The organism is Streptomyces sp. NPDC023157, from assembly GCF_055560575.1.
Map to the genome: position 1 here is coordinate 21,169 of NZ_JBVHIL010000006.1, position 19,980 is coordinate 41,148.

At 70.5% G+C, this 19,980-nt stretch carries 12 protein-coding genes, 1 pseudogene and 1 riboswitch; of the genes and pseudogenes, 6 read left to right on the forward strand and 7 right to left on the reverse strand.

Features of this window, described 5'->3' with window-relative positions; all coding sequences use genetic code 11:
- Nucleotides 1-7 precede the first annotated feature (7 nt).
- Complete coding sequence (locus tag ACZ3ZE_RS22065) at nt 8-1,159, forward strand: ATP-binding protein (protein WP_467260267.1); 1,152 nt, start codon at nt 8-10, stop codon at nt 1,157-1,159.
- A 334-nt stretch (nt 1,160-1,493) separates the two neighbouring features.
- Nucleotides 1,494-2,332 (forward strand): annotated as a pseudogene (locus ACZ3ZE_RS22070) (IS5 family transposase).
- 508 nt (nt 2,333-2,840) lie between these two features.
- On the opposite strand, the gene ACZ3ZE_RS22075 reads toward ACZ3ZE_RS22070, so the two are convergent.
- Together ACZ3ZE_RS22075 and ACZ3ZE_RS22080 are read right to left on the reverse strand one after the other, a co-directional pair.
- Entirely contained in the window at nt 2,841-4,898 is a 2,058-nt protein-coding gene (locus ACZ3ZE_RS22075) for a hypothetical protein (RefSeq protein ID WP_467260270.1), read from the reverse strand.
- Between the two features lie 84 nt (nt 4,899-4,982).
- A complete protein-coding gene (locus ACZ3ZE_RS22080) occupies nt 4,983-5,330 on the reverse strand; it encodes an esterase/lipase family protein (RefSeq protein WP_467260273.1) in 348 nt (115 codons plus the stop codon).
- 532 nt (nt 5,331-5,862) lie between these two features.
- Between ACZ3ZE_RS22080 and ACZ3ZE_RS22085 the strand changes: the two genes are divergently transcribed.
- Nucleotides 5,863-6,438, forward strand: coding sequence for an IS630 family transposase (locus ACZ3ZE_RS22085; RefSeq protein WP_467260709.1), 576 nt, complete (start codon nt 5,863-5,865; stop codon nt 6,436-6,438).
- Nucleotides 6,439-7,307: 869 nt separating this feature from the next.
- Here ACZ3ZE_RS22085 and ACZ3ZE_RS22090 read toward each other — a convergent pair.
- Nucleotides 7,308-8,207: a hypothetical protein gene (locus ACZ3ZE_RS22090; protein WP_467260276.1), complete on the reverse strand. Its 900-nt coding sequence runs from the start codon at nt 8,205-8,207 to the stop codon at nt 7,308-7,310.
- A gap of 482 nt (nt 8,208-8,689) precedes the next feature.
- On the opposite strand from ACZ3ZE_RS22090, the gene ACZ3ZE_RS22095 reads away from it, so the two are divergent.
- The gene (locus ACZ3ZE_RS22095) at nt 8,690-10,084 is read left to right on the forward strand and encodes a tyrosine-type recombinase/integrase (RefSeq protein WP_467260279.1); all 1,395 of its coding nucleotides are present in this window, start codon (nt 8,690-8,692) and stop codon (nt 10,082-10,084) included.
- 162 nt (nt 10,085-10,246) lie between these two features.
- Here the strand turns inward: ACZ3ZE_RS22095 and exaC are convergent, their stop codons facing one another.
- Nucleotides 10,247-11,770, reverse strand: coding sequence for an acetaldehyde dehydrogenase ExaC (gene exaC / locus ACZ3ZE_RS22100; protein WP_442306190.1), 1,524 nt, complete (start codon nt 11,768-11,770; stop codon nt 10,247-10,249).
- A gap of 47 nt (nt 11,771-11,817) precedes the next feature.
- On the reverse strand, nt 11,818-13,119 hold the full coding sequence (locus ACZ3ZE_RS22105; RefSeq protein WP_467260711.1) for a GAF domain-containing protein: 1,302 nt from the start codon (nt 13,117-13,119) through the stop codon (nt 11,818-11,820).
- Between the two features lie 235 nt (nt 13,120-13,354).
- Nucleotides 13,355-13,460: riboswitch (ZMP/ZTP riboswitch) on the forward strand.
- 28 nt (nt 13,461-13,488) lie between these two features.
- Between ACZ3ZE_RS22105 and ACZ3ZE_RS22110 the strand changes: the two genes are divergently transcribed.
- Both ACZ3ZE_RS22110 and ACZ3ZE_RS22115 read left to right on the forward strand, forming a co-directional pair.
- Nucleotides 13,489-14,343 (forward strand): bifunctional 5,10-methylenetetrahydrofolate dehydrogenase/5,10-methenyltetrahydrofolate cyclohydrolase, encoded by an 855-nt coding sequence (locus tag ACZ3ZE_RS22110; protein ID WP_361172189.1) that lies wholly within the window; start codon nt 13,489-13,491, stop codon nt 14,341-14,343.
- A gap of 299 nt (nt 14,344-14,642) precedes the next feature.
- On the forward strand, nt 14,643-15,443 hold the full coding sequence (locus ACZ3ZE_RS22115) for a hypothetical protein (protein WP_467260282.1): 801 nt from the start codon (nt 14,643-14,645) through the stop codon (nt 15,441-15,443).
- A 27-nt stretch (nt 15,444-15,470) separates the two neighbouring features.
- Here ACZ3ZE_RS22115 and ACZ3ZE_RS22120 read toward each other — a convergent pair whose 3' ends face one another.
- Entirely contained in the window at nt 15,471-16,778 is a 1,308-nt protein-coding gene (locus tag ACZ3ZE_RS22120; protein ID WP_361627898.1) for an SWF or SNF family helicase, read from the reverse strand.
- On the reverse strand, nt 16,775-19,879 hold the full coding sequence (locus ACZ3ZE_RS22125; protein ID WP_467260714.1) for a DEAD/DEAH box helicase: 3,105 nt from the start codon (nt 19,877-19,879) through the stop codon (nt 16,775-16,777). Before ACZ3ZE_RS22125 ends, ACZ3ZE_RS22120 begins: the two co-directional genes overlap by 4 nt.
- Nucleotides 19,880-19,980 lie beyond the last annotated feature (101 nt).

Consider the following 19,980-nt stretch of genomic DNA (forward strand, 5'->3'; position numbering starts at 1 on the left):
GGGCACCATGAACGAGGAATCCAAGACGTACGACGCCAGCACGATCGTGGTTCTGGAGGGCCTGGAGGCCGTTCGGAAGCGGCCCGGGATGTACATCGGATCGGTCGGTGAGCGCGGCCTTCACCACCTGGTGCTTGAGACCGCCGAGCGGGCGCTGAACGAGATCCTCGGCGGCACCGCCGGCTGTGTCGAGATCACCCTCACCGCCGACGGCAGCGTCCGTGTCACCGACGACGGCACGGGTCTTGCCGTCGGGCACGCCGGCCACACCGACGACCATCCGTTGGAGACTCGGTTGACCGAGCTCTGGTGCGGGGCACCGCCCGCAGACCGACACTCGCTGTTCGGCGGTTACTTCGGCATGGGACTGGCCGTCGTCAACGCCTTGTCGAGCCGCCTGACAGCAGAGGTACGGCGCGACGGCGCCCACTTGGTGCTGCAGTACGAGCAAGGCGTGCCTGTCGGGGTACCCGCCCGCACCGGGCCGGCCGACGGCAGCGGGACCGTGATCACCTTCCGGCCCGACGCCGAGATCTTCGAGACGCTGAAGTTCTCGTTCGACACACTGACCAAGCGCTTCAGGGAACTGGCCTTCCTGAACCGCGAGTTGGACATCACCCTGACCGATGACCGCGACCCTGCGGCGCCCCGGGCCGTTCGCTTCCGCTTCCCGGACGGCGCGAGGGACTACATCGCGGAACAGAGCGCCCCGCTCCACCCGGACGTGATCGGCTTCGAGCGCGAGTACTCCGAGATGGAGGGAACAGTGGAGGTGGCCCTCCGCTGGTGCGACTCCCGCCAGGAACGGATCGCAAGCTACGCCAACAGCCTGCCGACCACCGGCGGCGGCACGCACGAACTCGGCTTCCGAGACGGCCTGGCGGCCGCGCTCACCGGCTACGCCCGGGAGCAACAGCTGATCAGCCCGTCCGACCCCGACTTCACCCCCGCTCAGCTCGGCGCGGGCCTGACGGCAGTCGTGTCGGTGAAGCTCGATCGGCCCGAGTTCGAGGGGTCAACCCGCGACCGGCTGGGCAACAGACCCGTCCGCGCCTGCGTCACCGAGGCCGTCCGAGAGCACCTGACCGCCTGGCTCCGCGCCAACCCGGCGCAGGCGACAGCCGTCCTCGCCCGGATCTCGCCGACCACCCGGCACTGACACAGCAGCACACCGAAGCCCAGGTCGGAGTTGCTCCCCGGCCCGGGCTTTGGTGGCGCAGACGGTTCCAACGACCCCACTGGCCACACGGCGTGGCAGATCTCAAACGCGGTCTCAAAGAGCGTTTTGTCCCGTCGGGGGTTTTTGACGCCTATATGGGTGGCCGAGTGGGCTGGGACTGCTGAGGCTAGGGTCGCTATCCGTGATGTGAGAGACGGCTGACTCGATCGCCGGAGACGTTTCCGCCCGTTCGCTCCTGTCTGATCCCAAGGCGCCCCCCGTCACCCCTGTTTGCGCCCTGTGGCTGCGTGTCTGCCGACGGAACTATCGAAACATGTCCCGACAGCGGCCGTATCCGAGTGACCTGTCCGATGCCCGATGGGAACTGCTTGAGCCCATTCTGTCGGCCTGGTGGGCCGAGCGGCGAGGGAAGGGCCTGGACATCGGGCGGCCGCCCGAGCACGACCTGCGTCGGATCATGGACGCGGTCTTGTATGTGGACCGGACCGGGATCCCCTGGCGCTACCTTCCCCACGACTTCGCGCCGTGGGAAACCGTCTACGGATACTTCGCGGCCTGGCAGAAGGACGGCGTGTTCGACCAGCTCAACGGCCTGCTCCGCCGGCTAGTGCGGGAGGCCGCAGGCCGGGATGCCGAACCGAGCGCGTGCGTGCTGGACGCCCAGAGCGTCAAGACCTCTGCCAACGTCCCGACCGCCGGGCAAGGCATCGACGCGGGCAAGAAGATCGCCGGACGCAAGCGCCATATCGGCGTCGACACCCTCGGCCTCCTCCTCGCGGTCTGGGTCACCGCGGCCAGCGTCTCCGACAACGCCGGCGGCATCCACCTGCTCTCCCACATCGCCAAGGCCACCCCACGATCACCAAGGCATGGGCCGACACCGGCTATCGAACCAAGGCCATCGAACACGGCGCCATCCTCGGCATCGACGTCGAGGTCACCCGCCGCGACCCGGGCCAGAAGGGCTCCAAGGTCATCCCGCGGCGCTGGGTCGTCGAGCGGACCTTCGGCTGGCTCATGAACCACCGCCGCCTCGCCCGCGACTACGAAACCCACCCGCACCGCTCCGAAGCGATGATCCGCATCGCGATGATCGACCTGATGAGCCGCAGGCTCACCCGAGAGTCGACTCCGAACTGGAAGGACTCATAGCCGCCGGGCAACGCTGACCCGCGCGTCCTCGCCCCTCATTGCCTGCGGCCAGCGGTCATCGATCGCCCCCGCCGCCTCCCGGCAGGCGCCACAGGCGTTCTCCCGATCCGGCGGCCACCAATAATCCGACGGAGACATGCCGGCTACCTGGATTCCGCAGAGCGTCCTGTCGAAGATGCCGTAGGCGTGGGAGACGTCGGCGGAAAGGCCGTCCGCGACGGCCCTCTCCCAGCGCATCCCCACGGGCAAGTACGGCGGCCGCGAGACCTCGAACCACTCGCCACCCACATGCGTGGCGGCATGACACCAGGAACAGGACCAGATCTCCTCTTCCGACACAGCCGGCTGCACCGGCCATCGCCACATCACCCGTCCACACACATCGCACTCCACGGGCGGATCCTCACACGCCTCCGTGCATGGCCCCAACCCGCTGACACCGCGCGACTTACCAAACACCCCCGACAGGACAAAACACTCTTTCAGGAACAGCGCAGGTATCTATGAGTCACGTGAAGAGGTGTTCGTCTGCCTCGACATATCCGAAACCTTGAAACATGTGGATGAGAGCACGCCGTAGCAGCAGTTGCCGTTCCTCGTGTTCCAACATCGGAGAAGCGGTGATCGTCACCGCCATTTCGTGTAGGGGACTGCGATCGGTCGGCCCTAGCACGCTGAGGTCGATCAGAGTGCCGAGGTCGACACGGGGTTGATCGTGGGGCCCTTCTGCGCTCAGGCGCAGTTCGATCGTGGGTGCACCTGCCCATCGCTTGGTCGTGATGTCGCAGGTAGCCGCTGGCAGAGGGTCCGCGGCTGTCAGCCAGGCTGTCTGCAAGACCGACTCCACCTCCTCGAGTGTGAGCTTGGTTGAGGTACCTGAGGGGAGAAGCGCTGCCCAGGCAGCGGTGTCCTGGATCGTAACCTCGGCACAGGTCACTGTCTCCGATGACTGAGGCGTGTTCGGCAGAGATGCCATGACCGCCCCGGCCAAGGCCTGCCGTCCATCCGGGGTGGCGATGGTCGTCGAGTAGCTGATGGAGTCGATCGCGTTGCGGTGCGGTCCCGGGGCCCAGAGATCTGCGGGAAGTTCCGCTCCTCTCCTCAGTGACAGCGCGGCCACCACGTGTGCGAGACGGCCTAGGCGGAGTTCAGTCTGGAGGTCACGGCGACGAGCCGTGGTGATGGCGTCCGGGGCGGTGTCCCAGGGCAGCGTTACGACGACTCGCATCCGCAACTGGGGAGCAGGCTGGACAGCGGTCCAATTCCTGGCGGAACGTGTCTGATGGAAACCTAGTCCTACCTCGGGCTCCCACCGCCAGCCGTGCTGGGCCAGGACAAGCGAGCCGGGGCCCCAGCTGCCGCCCTCGAGAGCGATGCGCTGTATGTCCGGGCCTAGCACTGTGGGATCGGTCCCTGCGGCGGTGGGGTATCCGACAGCAGCCAGCGGGTCGCTGTCTGCTGCTGAGTGTCCTGCGCTTACAAGGGCATTCCAGAGCGGCTCACTCACAGCTATGGCCCGACCGTTCCTCAGTGCGAGGACCCAACCATGGCCAGAGGAATCCGAGTTAGTGAATTGTTGCACGGCAGTGACGCCGGATAGGTATGCCTCGGCGGCCGGCGCACCGAGTCTTGCTGGCTGCAGTTGCTCGTACGCCATGCTCAGCTCGCGTTCGTACCTCGGAAGACCCTGGCCGACACGTAGCTGCGGGGGGATCACATTGCTTACTGTCGGAGGATCGGTAAAAGGCGAGGTCGAGTTCGCGGCAGTGGAGGCGGCGTCCCGTTCCGGCGCGAGCAGGCGCTCATTGAGGAGGCGAAGGAGGGTGTCGTAGGCCTCGAAGAAGGCGCCACGGAGCATATGCAGGTGTCGCTCGTCTTTACCGGGCTGGTGCTCGCCGAGGACGAGGGTCCATGCGTCTTCTCTTTCTCCCGCTGGCAGAATCTCAGACGCCTTGAGGTCGACACGGTCGGTGAAGAGAAGGTCGATCATCGCCTCGCTAAGGTCCAAAACAGCTTGGCTGCATGCCGTGGCTGCTTTACGCAGCTCTAGGTCGTTGAAGTTGAGGGGGTCGTTCCTGAAAGCGTCAGCGGCCTCGTGGAAGAGCCGGTTGATTCGGCCGCTGACGACGAAGAAGTGCTGGGTGCGCAGTGTCTTTAGCCAGTCGGCGTAAGGAGGCAAGACATCCAAGATCCGCTTAGCCTTTGCCTGGTCCCCCCATGGAGCGGCAGGTGGTTCAATCGGGGAGGAGATCGAGGTGGCAGTGGTCGGGGCCGTAGGGTCTTCCTGTCGTTGAACGTCCAGAAGATGCTTGCGGAGGACGACGTAGGCAAGGGCCTGATGTGATGCGGGTTTGATGATGGTGGAGTGGTCTCCTGGCAGCATGAAGACATTGGGGAAGACCCCTTGAGCGGAGGCACGGGGGACGACGTTGTCCTCGTCTCCTCCGAAGACCCAGAACGGAATGTGGCACGAGGAGGAGCCAGTCACCTCGGCTTGGACGATCTGGTTGAGGACCGTGCGTTGGGCGTCCTTCACATCCGGATCGAGCGGCGCCAGTGCGCGCACTTGGGGGTTCCCTCGCCACCATGCGCGGCGAAGCGGCAACATGAAGTCGGAGCCGTCGTTTGGGCACGCAAACAGCATGACCCCTCAGATTCTGGTGAGTTCCTGGCCTTGCCCCTCGTTGATCATCCGTGCGAGGTAGCGCTGGACGATTAGCCCGCCTTGACTGTGGCCGACAAGGACCAAACGATCATGCCCTGACGCATCGTAGTGCAAGAACGCCTTCAGGCGCTCCGCAAGATCGTTGTAGTCGGCGGTGCGACGATCAGGTCGAAGACGGCGGAGTTTGGGAGATCCGTAACCAAACCTTCTCACCGTGATGGAATCCATCTTCTCGTCGGACGCCAGGAGTCGAACGAGCGGATCCCATGTCTCCTCCGATGAGAAGAGTCCATGGACGAACACCACTCCGAGACTGACGGTGCCTACGCTCACTGCGCCCCCACATATTCCTAACGATGCCTACGTGACTGATTGTTCCGCACCGATAGCCAAGGCGGGTGTCTCCAGCTCCACCGAAGTGCCTCGGCGGGTAGGGACGGTGGACTTGGCCGCGCTGTGTGCGGCGGTGTCCTGCCTGTTGGTGAGGTCCACAACGGCCGCGGGGCACCGGGACGCGGTGGGCCTGGTGGAGGCGGAGACACGTCACGGCGGGCGAGGGCTCGCCGGCCGGGCGCTGGAGCCTGATCGCGCCCCGCTCGTCCGCGGGCTCTTTGAGCTTGAGGAAGTGCGGTTCCCGGCTGGCGATCAGGTTGCGGAACTCGCCGCTGTCGTCCATGTCGCGTACAGCTTTCTCGTCGAGTCCGGTGGTCGCATGGGCCGACACGATGGGGCAGGAGAGGGGCCCGTCGACGAGGAGGGCGCCATGGCCCTTGAACAGGACCCTGACGGTGGGCGAGACAGATAGTGATCAGCACCAGACGGGCACTGATCTCCTGCAGCTCCCGCCGCCGCTTGTGCTCGGCAACTGTGTCTTCCCAGGAAGCGGCCACGATCGCGGCCGCTTCCGCCGACCGCCGGTTACACCTGGGCCCGCCGCGGCACCCGCGCGCTCGCCCTGCAGGAAGGCACCTCCGGCAGACGAGTCAACGCCCTCGGCGCCCTGAGCGTCGACGGCCCCGACCCGCGACTGGTCTTCCGCACCACCACCGGGAAGATCACCGCCGACGTGCTGCTCGACTGCCTGTGCACCCGCATCGCCGGCCTGCCCGAAGGCCCGGAGTCTTTCAAGACCGCCCCGCCGCCTGACAGCCCGCCCAGACAACGGACCGTCGTCCCGGACAACGCGTCTGCCCACGTCAGCCGCCTAGTGAAGGCGGCCCGGCCGCACCTGCAGGCCCACGGGATCACCCTGTACTACCTGCCGCCCTACAGCCCGGAGCTGAACCGGATCGAGCGGGTGTGGCGGCCGGTGAAGTACGAGGACATCCCCATCCGCGCCTACCCCTGGATCACCGAACTGCAAGCCACCGTCGACCAAGCCCTCGCCTACCACAACAGCCAACTCCGCGCAGCAGAAACAGACTTACGCAAGACCGCTTAGTACTCCAGCAGGACTTTGGTGTCTGACCTGGGACGATGCCGGGCGCCTGGAGCGCTAGGCGAAGCGCACGTCAAGTCAAGGGCGCCCCGAACGACGCTCGCCGGTTCAGCCCAGCGTGGGCAGGGCGGACGCGGCCTTCGCGAATTCGTCGTCTTCGTACTCCGGTGCAGCTCCGCGCTCGCGAGGCTGAACCTCCGTGCTTCTCGGGGACCTTGGCGACGCCGGGGCCCGCCCTGCCCGCGCGGGGCTGAACCGAGCTGCGTGGCTACGGCCTTGGCTATATCCGTCCTGTCGGCGCGAGGCTGAATTGTGCTTGAATTTCGTAAATGCCCCGTGGCACCCTCCGCCTCGCCCGCGAGCGGATGAACCGTATCCGATCTGAGTGAGGGCGGCGCTGATGTCGTCCGCCCCCACCTGCGCGGGCCATGCGACAGCAGGGTCCTCGGCTCGGCGTTAGGGGGAGCGAGTCCCGTGCCTGGCGCGACCTGCGCCACGCGGACCAGGTCAGCGACCAGGGCACCGGCACTCAGCTCGTCATCGAAGCCATCGCCGCCAGCCGGCCGCTAACCCCCGAATCCCCAGCAGATGGCCAGGCCTGAGACGCACCCGGCTCACCACCGGCACGGCACGCTGGCCGGTGGCCGCAGCGTGCTCCTGGGTGTCCCACGCCGACCCATCCGCGCCGTGCCGGTGGTGGCGTACGGCGATCGGAGAGTCCCGTGTTTCACATGGCGCCATCTCCGCTGCATGGCCGACCGGTGGCGCAGTTCCTCCGAAAGCGGTCTGTAATAGAGGAGGAGGCATACGGCGGGTTCATTCCGCCACCGGGATTGCCGCACCCGCTGTCGGGGGCGGATGTTGTCGCGGCGTCAGCTGCCGAGGAGGCCGGCGATGGGTCCGAACAGGCCGGTGAGCGCGATGGCCTTGACCGGATCGGTCTGGGTCTGCGTGGTGGGCTTCCAGGCGGCGAGGGTCCAGGTCTGACCGGGGCCGCCCTTGCTCTTGCCGACCAGGTAGCCGCCGTCGTCGGTCCAGTAGGTCCGATCGCTCGGCACCGTCTCGCTGTCCGCGCCGTAGATGTGGGTGCCGTCGTACGCCCACCGGTAGGTGTTGTTCTTGCCGCGGCTCGCGCCGCAGCCGTACATCCTCGTCCACGTTCTGTCGGACGTGACTGCCGGTGGGTGGATTCCTTCCTCCGCTGCCGCGTCCATGTAGGACTGCGCGGCTTCGGGGCCCTCCGGGTCCTCCTCGACGTTGTGTTCGGGGAACGTGAGGGAGGCGCAGTAGCGGTGCCAGAGGTCCAGGATCTCGTGCAGGCTCGCGTGGGCCCCCAGCTCGTTTTCAGCCTCCGCCTTGAACGCTGCGGGCAGCAGTACGGCGAGCTTCTCCTTGAGGTCGCGGGGCATGTCGTTCAGCTTGTGCCGGAACTCGTCGGCTGCGCGCCTGCGGTCCTCGGCGGTGGGGCGTGCCTGGAGGTTCAGCCATACACAGTGATTGCCGATGTTCTGGTACTCGCCGACGGCATGGCTGACGATCTGGTTGACCGGGCGGCGCTCTGCCGCGTCGTCGGTGGTGCTGAACCACCAAGCGGTCGCCGGACTGCCGTCGGGCTCTCCCAGCTGCAGGGCCGGCTTTTCGGTGACGTGCTGGAGGTACTTGGTGCCTGCCTGCCAGTCACTGACGTCCTTGGTCCTGCCCAGCCGTACGCGGACACAACGGCCGGTCTCGTTGTTCACGATCGTGAAGTTGCCGTCTGGAAACGTTGACATGACCGCAGTATCGACACCTGAGCGCGCTCTGCCAGGCGCCTTCCGTGATCTTCAGTCGAAAGAGCGACCCTAGAGTTGCAACCCCCAGACATGGAGGAACGCCGGGCGACAACTCTCCCCGGGCGCCGACCATCCGGGTGACCCCATGGCCGCCCCGTGGCGTCCCTGGCGCGACTCTCCTGGCACCCTTTGAGAGGAAAGGTTTTCGCTCTCGCGTCCCCGTCGGCGGTGCCATGTGGCACGACCCCCCGCCCTCCCGGTGGGACTGAGTGTTGTGCCCCGTGGAAGACGGCGGTGACGGGCTGGTCAGCGGCTGCCTGTGCCTGCACGGCTCGGGCCTGGTAACGGCGCGGCGCCGATGTCGCAGCTCGGGAAATGCCGATCCCTTGGTGGCGGGGCTCCCTCGGGAAATAATCCCGGCGTCCTGCGGCGTTGCTGCTCGGTAATCGCTGACCGGGGGTGGCTGGACCTGAAACTGACAATTGGCGCTGAGTTACAACGTCCGGTTCTGGGACATACGGGAGCGCCCCGACCGGCGCAAACCGTTTATGGTCCGGTGGACGGTTGACGGGCGCGAGAAGTCCGAATCCTTTATGACGGCCGCGCTCGCTGAGAGCAGGCGAGCGAAGCTCATGACCGCAGCGCGTGAGGGCGAGCCGTTCGACTTGCACACGGGTTTGCCGGTGTCCGAGCTGCGAGCCATCAAGCAGCGGACGACGTGGTACGACCTCGCCCACGAATACCTCGATCAGCGATGGGACCGCACGCCAGGGAACACTCGCCGCACCCTGGCTGATGCGTTCGCCACTATCACGCCTGCCCTGGTGCCCCCGAGTTCAACCTACTCGGAGCCGCGGGTGCTACGGCGCGCCTTGTACTCGTGGGCGTTCAATAAGAACGCATGGGCTGAGGAGCCGACGGAGGAGTGGCGGAGGGCCCTGGATTGGATGAAGCGGAACTCCTTGCCTGTCGGCGATCTCGCGGAAGCCGATGTGCTGCGACGGGCGCTTGACGCCCTGTGCCGCAAGTTGGACGGAAAGGCCGCTGCGGCCAAGACGGCACGGCGCAAGAGGGCTGCGTTCAATGAAGTGCTCAACACAGCAGTGGAGAAAGGTTACTTCGCGGAGAATCCCCTCAACGGCCTCCGGTGGAACGCTCCGGCGGTCAACGAGGAGGTTGACCTGGCTGCAGTTCCCAATCCGGCACAGGTTGCGCGGCTACTCGCGGCAGTTGCTCAGCAGCGCGGGCGCGGCCCTCATCTGGAGGCGTTCTTCGGTTGCATGTACTACGCGGCGATGCGGCCGGCGGAGGTCATTCACCTCCGGCTTGAGCAGTGCCATCTTCCCGAGACCGGGTGGGGCATGCTCAACCTGTCGGGCGGTGTTGTCACCGCAGGCAAGGAGTGGACAGATGACGGCGCGGTGCATGAGGTGCACTCGCTCAAGCGCCGCGCAGCTACCGCCACTCGGCCCGTGCCCATCCCTCCGCAGTTCGTACATCTCCTCCGTGCACACATCGACCGCTTCGGCGTGGCACCGGACGGCCGGCTGTTCCGGAACCAGGCCGGCAACTACGTGGACCCATCGGCCTATGGCACGACGTGGGCGCGGGCTCGGAAGTACGTACTGACACGCATGGAGCTCAGCTCCGGGCTGGCCAAGCGTCCCTACGATCTCAGGCACGCCGGCATCTCGTTCTGGTTGTACTCCGGTGTGGACCCAGCCGAATGCGCTCGCCGCGCGGGTCAGAGCATCGAGGTTCTATTCCGTCACTACGCCAAGTTCCTGGACGGCGTGCGGGAGCAGGCCAACCGCCTCATCGAGCAGTCCATGGAGGAGTGGGAGCGCGTCAGCCGAGGTGAGGCTCCTGCGGGCTGAGTCGGAGTTTTGGTCCGTGACTGGTCCGGAAGCGCTGGTCAGGAGTGGGACACCGGTGGGAGGAACTGGGAGTTTCGACGCAGACTCGGCTTCGCCCTGGGAGGCGCGAGCGAGAGGCGCCTGACGGGTAAAAGACCAGGTCAGGCGCCTCTTTTCGTGCCTCTAGAAGAAGCCGAGCTTCTTCGGGGAGTACGACACCAGCAGGTTCTTCGTCTGCTGGTAGTGGTCCAGCATCATCTTGTGGGTCTCCCGGCCCACGCCCGACTGCTTGTAGCCGCCGAAGGCCGCGTGGGCGGGATACGCGTGGTAGCAGTTGGTCCAGACGCGGCCCGCCTGGATGGCGCGGCCCGCGCGGTAGGCGGTGGTGGTGTCGCGGGTCCAGACGCCGGCGCCGAGGCCGTACAGGGTGTCGTTGGCCGTGCGGATGGCGTCGTCGAAGTCGGTGAAGGACGTGACGGCGACGACCGGGCCGAAGATCTCCTCCTGGAAGATCCGCATGTGGTTGTCGCCCTCGAAGATGGTCGGCTGGACGTAGTAGCCGCCCGCCAACTCGCCGTCGTATTCAAGGCGCTGACCGCCCGTCAGGATCTTGGCGCCCTCCTGCTGGCCGATCTCCAGATACGAGAGGATCTTCTGGAGCTGGTCGTCGGAGGCCTGTGCGCCGATCATCGTCGCCGTGTCCAGGGGGTGCCCGGGGAGGATCAGTTCCGTGCGGGCCACGGCCGCTTCCAGGAACTCGCGGTAGTGGCCGCCCTGGATCAGGGCGCGGGAGGGGCAGGTGCAGACCTCGCCCTGGTTGAGGGCGAACATGGTGAAGCCTTCGAGCGCCTTGTCGCGGAAGTCGTCGTCCGCCGCCCACACGTCGTCGAAGAAGATGTTCGGCGACTTGCCGCCCAGCTCCAGGCTGACCGGCTTCAGGTTCTCCGCCGCGTACTGCATGATCAGCCGGCCCGTCGACGTCTCGCCCGTGAAGGCGATCTTCGCGACGCGGGGAGAGGACGCCAGGGGCTTGCCCGCCTCCTCGCCGAAGCCGTTGACGATGTTCAGCACGCCCGGCGGCAGCAGGTCGGCGACCAGGCTCAGCCAGAAGTGGATGGAGACCGGCGTCTGTTCGGCCGGCTTGAGGACGACCGCGTTCCCCGCCGCGAGCGCGGGCGCCAGCTTCCACACCGCCATCAGGATCGGGAAGTTCCACGGGATGATCTGGGCGACGACCCCCAGCGGCTCGTGGTAGTGGTACGCCACGGTGTCCTCGTCGAGCTCGCTCAGCGAGCCCTCCTGGGCGCGCAGCGCACCCGCGAAGTAGCGGAAGTGGTCGATGGCGAGGGGGATGTCCGCCGCCAGCGTCTCGCGCACCGGCTTGCCGTTCTCCCAGCTCTCGGCGACCGCCAGCGCCTCCAGGTTCGCCTCCATCCGGTCCGCGATCCGCAGCAGCACCTGGGCGCGCTCCGCCGGTGACGTACGGCCCCAGCCCGGCGCCGCCGCGTGCGCCGCGTCCAGCGCGCGCTCCACGTCCTCGGCCGTACCGCGGGCCACCTCCGTGAACGCCCGGCCGTCGACCGGACTCGGGTTCTCGAAGTACCGGCCCCGCGCCGGGGCGACGTACTCACCGCCGATCCAGTGGTCGTAGCGGGGCTCGTACGACATGATCGAACCCTCGGTGCCGGGTGCGGCGTAACGCGTCATGGGCAGGGCCTCCTCGTACCGCGCCGGCCGTCCCTGGCCGGCTGTGCTCAGCGGCGAGTCTGTGCGGACCGACGTTGCAACCCCGTTGCGCCCGCCGACAGTTCGGCGTCCAGCGCGGTCAGCCGCGCCCGTACGGCCGGAGCCTGCGCCGCCGGTACGGCCGCGGCCAGCGCCCGCCACACCGTCACGTCGTCCTCACCCCACGCGCTGTACGCCCAGTCCGCGAGCAGTCCCGGGTCGGCCCGGTCCACCAGCGCCGCCCGCAGCCGCCCGGCCAGCCGCTCCCGGAGACGCACCACCCCCGGTGCCCGCGACCCCGGCAGCAGCGGCCCCGCGTACTCCCCGAGCGCCGTCGCCAGCGCCCCCGAGGCGAGCCGCCGGTCCACCGCCAGGAAGTCCGCGTCGACCTCCCCGGTCAGCCGGTACGGGCGCGACGCCAGCAGCTCCGCTCCGAGCAGCCCCCGCAGCCGGGACATCTCCGCCCGCAAGGTCACCGGGGTCACCGACTCGTCCTCGTAGAGCAACGTCAGCAGTTCGTCGCCGCCCACACCTTCCCGCCGGTGCGCCAGCACCGTCAGGATCTCGCTGTGCCTGCGGGTCAGTCGCAGCCGCCGCCCCGCCACCCGCAACAGCGCCTCGTCCCTGCCCAGCGCCGAGAGCCGCGGCCTTGCCCCGGCCGGGGCAGGGGACAGCAGCGCCAACTGCGACTCCGCCGCCCGCGCCACCGCCTGCACGAACGCCAGGCTGTGCGGATGCGCCAGACCCTCCCCACCCGTGATGTCCACCGCGCCGAGCAGCCGCCCGCTGCGCGGGTCGTGCACCGGAGCCGCCGCACACGTCCACGCCTGCGCCGGGCGCTGGAAGTGCTCCGCCGCGCACACCTGAACCGGCCGGTCCACGGCGAGCGCGGTCCCCGGTGCGTTGGTGCCCGCCGCCGTCTCGGACCAGCGCGCCCCCGGCACGAAGTTCATCCGGCGCGCGCTCCGGAGCGTCCCCGGGTGCCCCTCCACCCACAGCATCCGCCCCGCCGCGTCACAGACCGCGATCAGATGCTCGCCGTCCCGCGCGTACGCCCCCATCAGCTCCCGGATCACCGGCATCGCCGCCGCCAGCGGATGCTCCTCCCGGTGCCCCGCCAGCTCCTCCTCGTCGAGCTCGACCCGCGCCGCGCCGTCCGGGCTCACCCGCGCCCGCACCGAGCGCCGCCACGACTCAGCGACCAGCGGCCGCACCGGCGGGACACCGAGCGCACCCCCGGCCGTGAACGCCTCATGCGCCCGGCGTACGGCACCGGCACCGGCACCAGCGCCGGCACCGGCAGCGGAACCGGCGCCGGCACGCGAATCCAGTCCGTCCGCCGCCCGCCCCGCCGGATCCGCCGCAGCCCCCGCCCCCGGCGTTCCCGCCGCCCCCGCCGCACCCGTCACCGCACCGCTCAACTCGGCCTCCCCGGCGAGGCCGTTCGCCTCGTGGACGTCATCGTCCACGTCATCGTCGTGCGCGCGCGAGGCGCCGACAAGCGTCCGTGCGGCCTCGCATATGCCGCCTGTCCGGTACCCGTCACGGTGACCGTCACGTACAGTGGTGCCGGGCCGTGACTGGCGCTTGAGGTGGATCACCACCGGGGAGCGGCCCGGCGGACGCGCTCACCCGCGCGGCCGTGTCGCGGTCGCGCGCCTGGGCATCCACCGGTCATCGTCGACGCCCAGGAGTGGCCCATGTCCACCAGCACCGCCCGCCTCATGGACGGCACAGCGCTCGCCCGCCGCACGGTCGAGGAGACCGCCGCCCGCGCCGCCGAGATCACCCGCCGCACCGGTGTCACCCCCTGTCTGGCCACCGTCCTCGTCGGCGCCGACCCGGCCTCCGTCACGTACGTCAAGATGAAGCAGAACCGGTGCGCGAAGGCCGGAATCCGCTCCAAGCACGTCGAGCTGCCCGCCGACACCACCACCGAAGAGCTCGTCGCGGCGATCACCGCGCTCTCCGAGGACCCCGAGGTCCACGGCATCCTGCTCCAGCACCCCGTCGGCCCGCACATCGACGAGCGCGCCGCCTTCGAGGCCATCGCCCCGGAGAAGGACGTCGACGGCGTCACCATGGCCTCCTTCGCCGCCATGGGCTTCGGTCTGCCCGGCTTCGTCTCCTGCACGCCCGGCGGCATCATGCGCCTGCTCGACGCGTACGACGTCGAGCTCAGCGGCAAGCGGGCCGTGGTCGTCGGCCGCAGCGCCATCCTCGGCAAGCCGGCCGGTCTGCTGCTCCTCGGCCGCGACGCCACCGTCACCTACTGCCACTCCCGCACCACGGACCTCTCCGCCGCCATCCGCGAGGCCGACATCCTCGTCGCCGCCGTCGGCAAGCCCCAGTTCATCAAGGGTGAGGACATCAAGCCGGGCGCCGTGGTGATCGACGCCGGCTACAACCCGGGCAACGTCGGCGACGTCGACTTCGACAGCGCCGCCGAGCGCGCCTCCCTCATCACACCCGTGCCCGGCGGCGTCGGCCCGATGACCATCGCCGTCCTGCTCGCCCAGACCGTCGAGGGAGCCGAGCGCCAGCTCGGGCTCTGATCCGTACGGTCCAGGGGCTTGCCCCGGTGCCCGGCCGATGCCTGGCCGACGCCCGCCTGGCGCCTGTCCCGGCGCCAGCTCGGCACCTGCCGGGCGCCTGCCGAGCACCTGTCCCGGTTTGCGCGGAGGTGTCCGTCGCCGCCGTCCCCGGACCGCCGGTTCGCGCAGTCCGGGCCCCGCTCCTCGGGCCGTGATCAGGGTCTCGCCCCAGCAGCGGGATTGTCACGGTTCTGTACGAGCGGTGCCCAAGTCACGGATATCGCTCGCCACATGGGCGATGCCGGGTGAACCTGTTCCCTATGCTCCACCCGCCGACGGCATCCCCGTCCCGCGGCGCCCGGGCCCCTCGGCGGCCGGGCGCCGGTGCTCTGCTCGTCGCGGCGCTCGCCGCGGTCCTGCTCCTTTCCGTCGCCTTCACCGCGCGCGGCGGCACCGACGCCCGCGCGCCGCGCGCCGTCGGCCCCGCGCGCGCCGCGGCCGACACGGCGCCGCCGCCGGACGCGGGACCCGCCGGAGGGCGTGCCGACACGCCGTACGACACGCCCGGCCAGCATCCCTCCGCGCAGGGCGAGAGCCCCTCGCCCCTGCCGACGCGGACGGTGGCGCCGACCCGATCGGCGAAGCCGCGCCAGGTCCGCACCGCCTCCTCGTCACCCACCCGCTCCGGCTCCGGCTCCGGTTCCACCCCCGCGGCGACCGGCGGGACGACAGCGCCCCCGCGGTCCACCCCGAGCCACTCGAAGGCGCCCTCGGGCACCCCGTACGACCGGCTGCGTGTCGGCGACTGCTTCGACATCGACCGCGACGCGCCCGGCACGATCGTCCGTCGCACCTGCGACACGCCGCACGACGCCGAGGTCGTCGCCCGGCTGCGGCTCACGGGCCGGTACGCCGACGACGGCGCGGTACGGGACGAGGCCGCTGTCCTGTGCCGGGGGCTGCTCCGCCGCAAGGCCGCGGACCAGCCGCTCGGCACCCGCTGGACGACCTTCGTCCAGTACCCGTACCGCACCAGCTACCTGCTCGGCGACGACACCGCCGTCTGCAGCCTCGCCGCCCCCTCCGGCTCGGGCCGGAAGCTGACCGCGCCGCTCCAGTGACGCGGCCCGGCGGCGGTGCGGCCCCCGTCAGGGCGCCGCCACCGCCGCGAGCGCCGCCGCCGGGTCCTGTTCCGCCGGGCCCGCCGGGGTCCAGCGGCCGTGTTCCTTGCGGTACGGCCACCAGCGGCCGTCCGCGCCGAGCCGCAGCTGGGCGTCCGCCCCGGCGACCGTCCAGCGGCCGGCGCCGACCGTCCGCAGCCCGGGCCGCTCGCCGTCCTCCCAGGCCTCCGCGAGCTGCGCGCCCGCCCGCACCAGCGCCTCGGGCGCCGGGGCCTGTTCCTCCTCCAGGACCGCCAGCGCCGCCGCGCCGCCGAACCGCCACGCCCGCACGGCCAGATCGAGCTCGGCCGGCCCGCGCCCGGACCCCTCGGCGAGTCGTGCCGCGATCCACGACACGGGGTCGGCCGCGGCGAGCCGTACCGCGTCCTGGGACGGCGAGAGCGGGGCGTCGTCGAGGGCGCCGGCGAGCATGCGCAGGGCCCGGGCCGCGGCGTCCGCCGCCAGGAACTCCAGTGCCGCCGGGTCGATCCCGGGCTCCGGGCCGTTCTCGGTGTCGAGCGACGGAGGCTCACCCGGCGCCGCGGGCGGGACCGGCGGGTCGGGCAGCGGCGGCAGGATGCCCCCGGCCGCGAACGCCTCCTCCGCCGGCACGCCCGCCGCGTGCGACCGGCCGCCCACACCCGCCGGCGTCACCCCGCCCGAGGCATCGGACCCGCTCGCCCCGGCGGCCCCCTCCGGGCCCTCGGCCCCGGAGGCGCGCGCCGCGCTGCGCTCCTGGAGCGCGTCGAGCAGCGCCCGCTCCCCGCGCCCCCGCATCAGCAGGAGCACGAACGGATCCTCGTCGAGCAGCCGCGCCACCTGGTAGCAGAGTGCCGCCGTGTGCGGGCAGTGGTCCCACGCCTCGCAGGCGCACTCCGGTTCCAAGTCGCCGACACCCGGCAGCAGTTCGAGGCCGGCCGCCGCCGCGTCCTCCACCAGGTGCGGGGGCATCTCCCGGTCGAGCAGCGCCGCGATGTGCCCCGCGCTGTCCACCGCCAGGTCGAGCAGCAGGTCCCACTCCGCCTCGGACAGCTCCTGGAGCAGCACGTCGCTGCGGTACGCCGTGCCGTCGCGGTCCTGCACCACGGCCGTGATCCGGCCCGGCCGCACCGACACCGCACCGACCGCCCCCGCCCGGGCGTGTCGCCGACCCTGCTTCAGCTGCTGCCCGTCGAGCGCCGTGTCCTCCAGCGCCTGCAGCCACGCCCGGCCCCACCAGGTCCGGGCGAAGACCGAACCCTGCACCCGGGGCAGCGCCGCGAAGGTCCGCTCATCCTCGGTCCCGTACCCGCTCATCGTCCGTCCTCCCCGCGCAGCCGCACCAGCTCCGCGAGCTCCGTGTCGGTCAGTTCCGTCAGGGCCGCCTCGCCCCCGCCGAGCACGGCGTCCGCCAGCTCGCGCTTGCGTTCCAGCATGTCCGCGATCCGGTCCTCGATCGTGCCCTCGGCGACCAGCCGGTGCACCTGCACCGGCTGGGTCTGGCCGATCCGGTACGCGCGGTCGGTGGCCTGCGCCTCCACCGCCGGGTTCCACCACCGGTCGTAGTGCACGACGTGCTCGGCCCGGGTCAGGTTGAGCCCGGTGCCCGCCGCCTTCAACGACAGCAGGAAGACCGGGACTTCGCCGTCCTGGAAGCGGGCGACCATCGACTCCCGCTGGGCGACCGGCGTGCCGCCGTGCAGGAACTGCGTGGGCACGCCACGCGCGGCGAGGTGTGCTTCGAGGAGCCGCGCCATCTGCACGTACTGCGTGAAGACGAGGACGCTCGCCCCCTCCGCGAGGATCGTGTCGAGGAGCTCGTCGAGCAGCTCCAGCTTGCCCGAGCGGCCCTCCACCCGGGGGCTGTCCTCCTTCAGGTACTGCGCCGGGTGGTTGCAGATCTGCTTGAGGCCCGTGAGCAGCTTGACCACCAAGCCCCGCCGCTCCATCCCGTCGGCCTCGGCGATGGCGGCCAGCGTCTCCCGGACGACGGCCTCGTACAGTCCCGCCTGCTCCTTGGTCAGTGCCACGGCCCGGTCGGTCTCCGTCTTCGGCGGCAGCTCGGGGGCGATCCCCGGATCCGACTTGCGGCGCCGCAGCAGGAACGGGCGCACGAGCGACGCGAGCCGTTCGGCCGCCGCCGGATCGCGGCCGCCCTCGACGGCGGCGGCGAAGCGGGTGCGGAACGCGCCGAGCCCGCCGAGCAGCCCCGGCGTCGTCCAGTCGAGGATCGCCCACAGCTCGGAGAGGTTGTTCTCCACCGGCGTGCCGGACAGCGCCACCCGCGCCGCGCCCGGGACGGTGCGCAGCGCGCGGGCGGTCGCCGAGTACGGGTTCTTGACGTGCTGGGCCTCGTCCGCGACGACCAGGCCCCAGGAGCGCTCGGCGAGTCGCCGCGCGTCGAGCCGCATCGTGCCGTACGTGGTGAGGACGAACTCGCCGTCGGCGAGGGCGTCCAGGTCGCGCGCGGGTCCGTGGAAGCGGCGCACGGGCGTGCCGGGTGCGAACTTCTCGATCTCGCGCTGCCAGTTGCCCATCAGCGAGGTCGGGCACACCACCAGGGTGGGGCCCGCGGAATCCGGGTCGGTCTGCCGGTGCAGGTGGAGGGCGATCAGGGTGATCGTCTTGCCCAGGCCCATGTCGTCGGCGAGACAGCCGCCGAGCCCGAGCGAGGTCATCCGGTGCAGCCAGCCGAGGCCACGCAGCTGGTAGTCGCGCAGGGTGGCGGCGAGCGCGGCGGGCTGGGCGATCTCCTGCGCGCCGCCCTCCGGATCGGCGAGCCGGGCCCGCAGCCGTTCCACCCAGCCGGTCGCCTCGACCTCGACCCTGCGCCCGTCGACCTCGGTGGTGCCGGTGAGCACGGCGCCCAGCGCGTCGACCGGGGTGAGCTTGTGGTCCTGGTACGTACGGGCCCGCCGCAGCTCCTCGGGATCGACGAGCACCCACTGGTCCCGGAGGCGTACGAGCGGCCTGCCCGCCTCGGCGATCCGGTCGAGCTCGGCACGCGTGAGCTCCCGGTCGCCGACGGCGAAGCGCCAGTCGAAGGAGAGGAGGGCGTCGGCGGAGAGGAGTGAGGGGAGGCCGTTCCCCCGGTCGCGCGCGCCGTGTCCGTCGCGTGCGCCGGGCCCGTCCTGCCCGGCGTTCGGCTCGCCGTATGCGTTGAAGTCCCTTGCGTCCGGGGCTCCTTCGGCTCGGTCGTGTGCGCCCGGTGGGCCGATGACGGCGCGGGCGGTGAGCCGGTTCGCGAGCTCGCGCGGCCAGTGGACGCGGACCCCCGTCGCGGCGAGCGCGCGGGCCGCGGGGCCCAACAGCTCGGTGATCTCCTCGTCGGCGAGGTCGACCGCGTCGGGGACGGCCGCGGAGAGCAGCGGGGAGAGCGCGGGCCAGGCCCGCGCCGCCCGGCGCAGCGCGAGCAGGGCGTCCATCCGGGCCCGGGGCCCGAACGCGGCACCCGCCGCGGACACCCCGGCCCACACCTCGGCAGCGTCCGTGACCAGGGCGGGATCGGCGACCGAGTGCATCTGGAGGACGGCGCGGAAGGCGGGACCGGGGGAGGGGGAGGCGGTGCCGGCCTCGGCGGGCTCTGAGGGACCCGAGACCTCCGAGGGACCCGAGACCTCGGCGTACCGGTCCGCCGCCTCCGCGCCCACCAACTCCAGCCGCAGCGACAGGCGTACGCCCGCGTCATGACCCGCCGCCACATCCGCCGCCCAGCCGCGCTGATGCGGCAGCTCCTGCGGCTCGTGGCTCTCGTCGGCGGCGAAGGCGGGGCCCCCCGCCGCCAGCGGCGCGGCCGGGGTGCGCGGCAGTACGTCGGCGACGGCGTCGGCGAACGCCCGCAGCAGCCCCTCCTGTTCGGGGAGCAGCAGCGGCTCGTCCTCCGCCTCGGCCGGCAGCGGTACGGCGTGGGCGGCCGGCGGCATGGAGGCGGCGAGGTCGCGCAGCGCGGCCAGTTCCTCGGGGCCCAGCGGTCCGGCCCGCCACGCGTCGCGGTCGGTCCCGGTGAGCCCGGGCAGCAGCAGCCCCCGGGCGACCAGGCCGAGGGAGAACAGGGCCGCCGCGCCCCAGAACGCGGCCGAGGGCGAGGCGTCCTCGGTGGACCGCGCCCGCACGAGCACGGGCAGGGCCTCCCGTACGGGCAGGAGCAGTGCGGGAACGGTCTGCGGCAGTACGTCGTCGTCGAGGACGGTCAGTTCGGTGACGGCAGTGGTGAGGGCGGCGGCGTCCGCCGGGGGCCGGAACTCCGGGCCCCAGAAGGCGATCCGTCCCGCGCGCGGCGGATCGGCGGGCAGGAAGACGGCGGAGCAACGGCCGAGTTCATCGGAGGTGAGAAGAGAGGAAGAGGCCGAGGGGCCCTGCGCGGATGACGGGGACTGCGGAGACGACGGAGACGACGGAGACGAGGACGAAGGCGACAGCGACAACGCATTCCTCAAATTTGACTACCGGAGGGTCGAGCCGCCGAGGGTACCTGAACGCGTCACCCCCACGCGCCGTTCGACACCGTGATCCGGGTCAC

Excerpts from the sequence above, each read along its gene's own strand:
- ACZ3ZE_RS22065 (WP_467260267.1), top strand. The coding sequence starts at position 8 with ATGAACGAGGAATCCAAGACGTACGACGCCAGCACGATCGTGGTTCTG.
- ACZ3ZE_RS22090 (WP_467260276.1), bottom strand. The coding sequence starts at position 8,207 with ATGTCAACGTTTCCAGACGGCAACTTCACGATCGTGAACAACGAGACC.
- exaC (WP_442306190.1), bottom strand. The coding sequence starts at position 11,770 with ATGACGCGTTACGCCGCACCCGGCACCGAGGGTTCGATCATGTCGTAC.
- ACZ3ZE_RS22110 (WP_361172189.1), top strand. The coding sequence starts at position 13,489 with ATGTCCACCAGCACCGCCCGCCTCATGGACGGCACAGCGCTCGCCCGC.
- ACZ3ZE_RS22115 (WP_467260282.1), top strand. The coding sequence starts at position 14,643 with ATGCTCCACCCGCCGACGGCATCCCCGTCCCGCGGCGCCCGGGCCCCT.
- ACZ3ZE_RS22120 (WP_361627898.1), bottom strand. The coding sequence starts at position 16,778 with ATGAGCGGGTACGGGACCGAGGATGAGCGGACCTTCGCGGCGCTGCCC.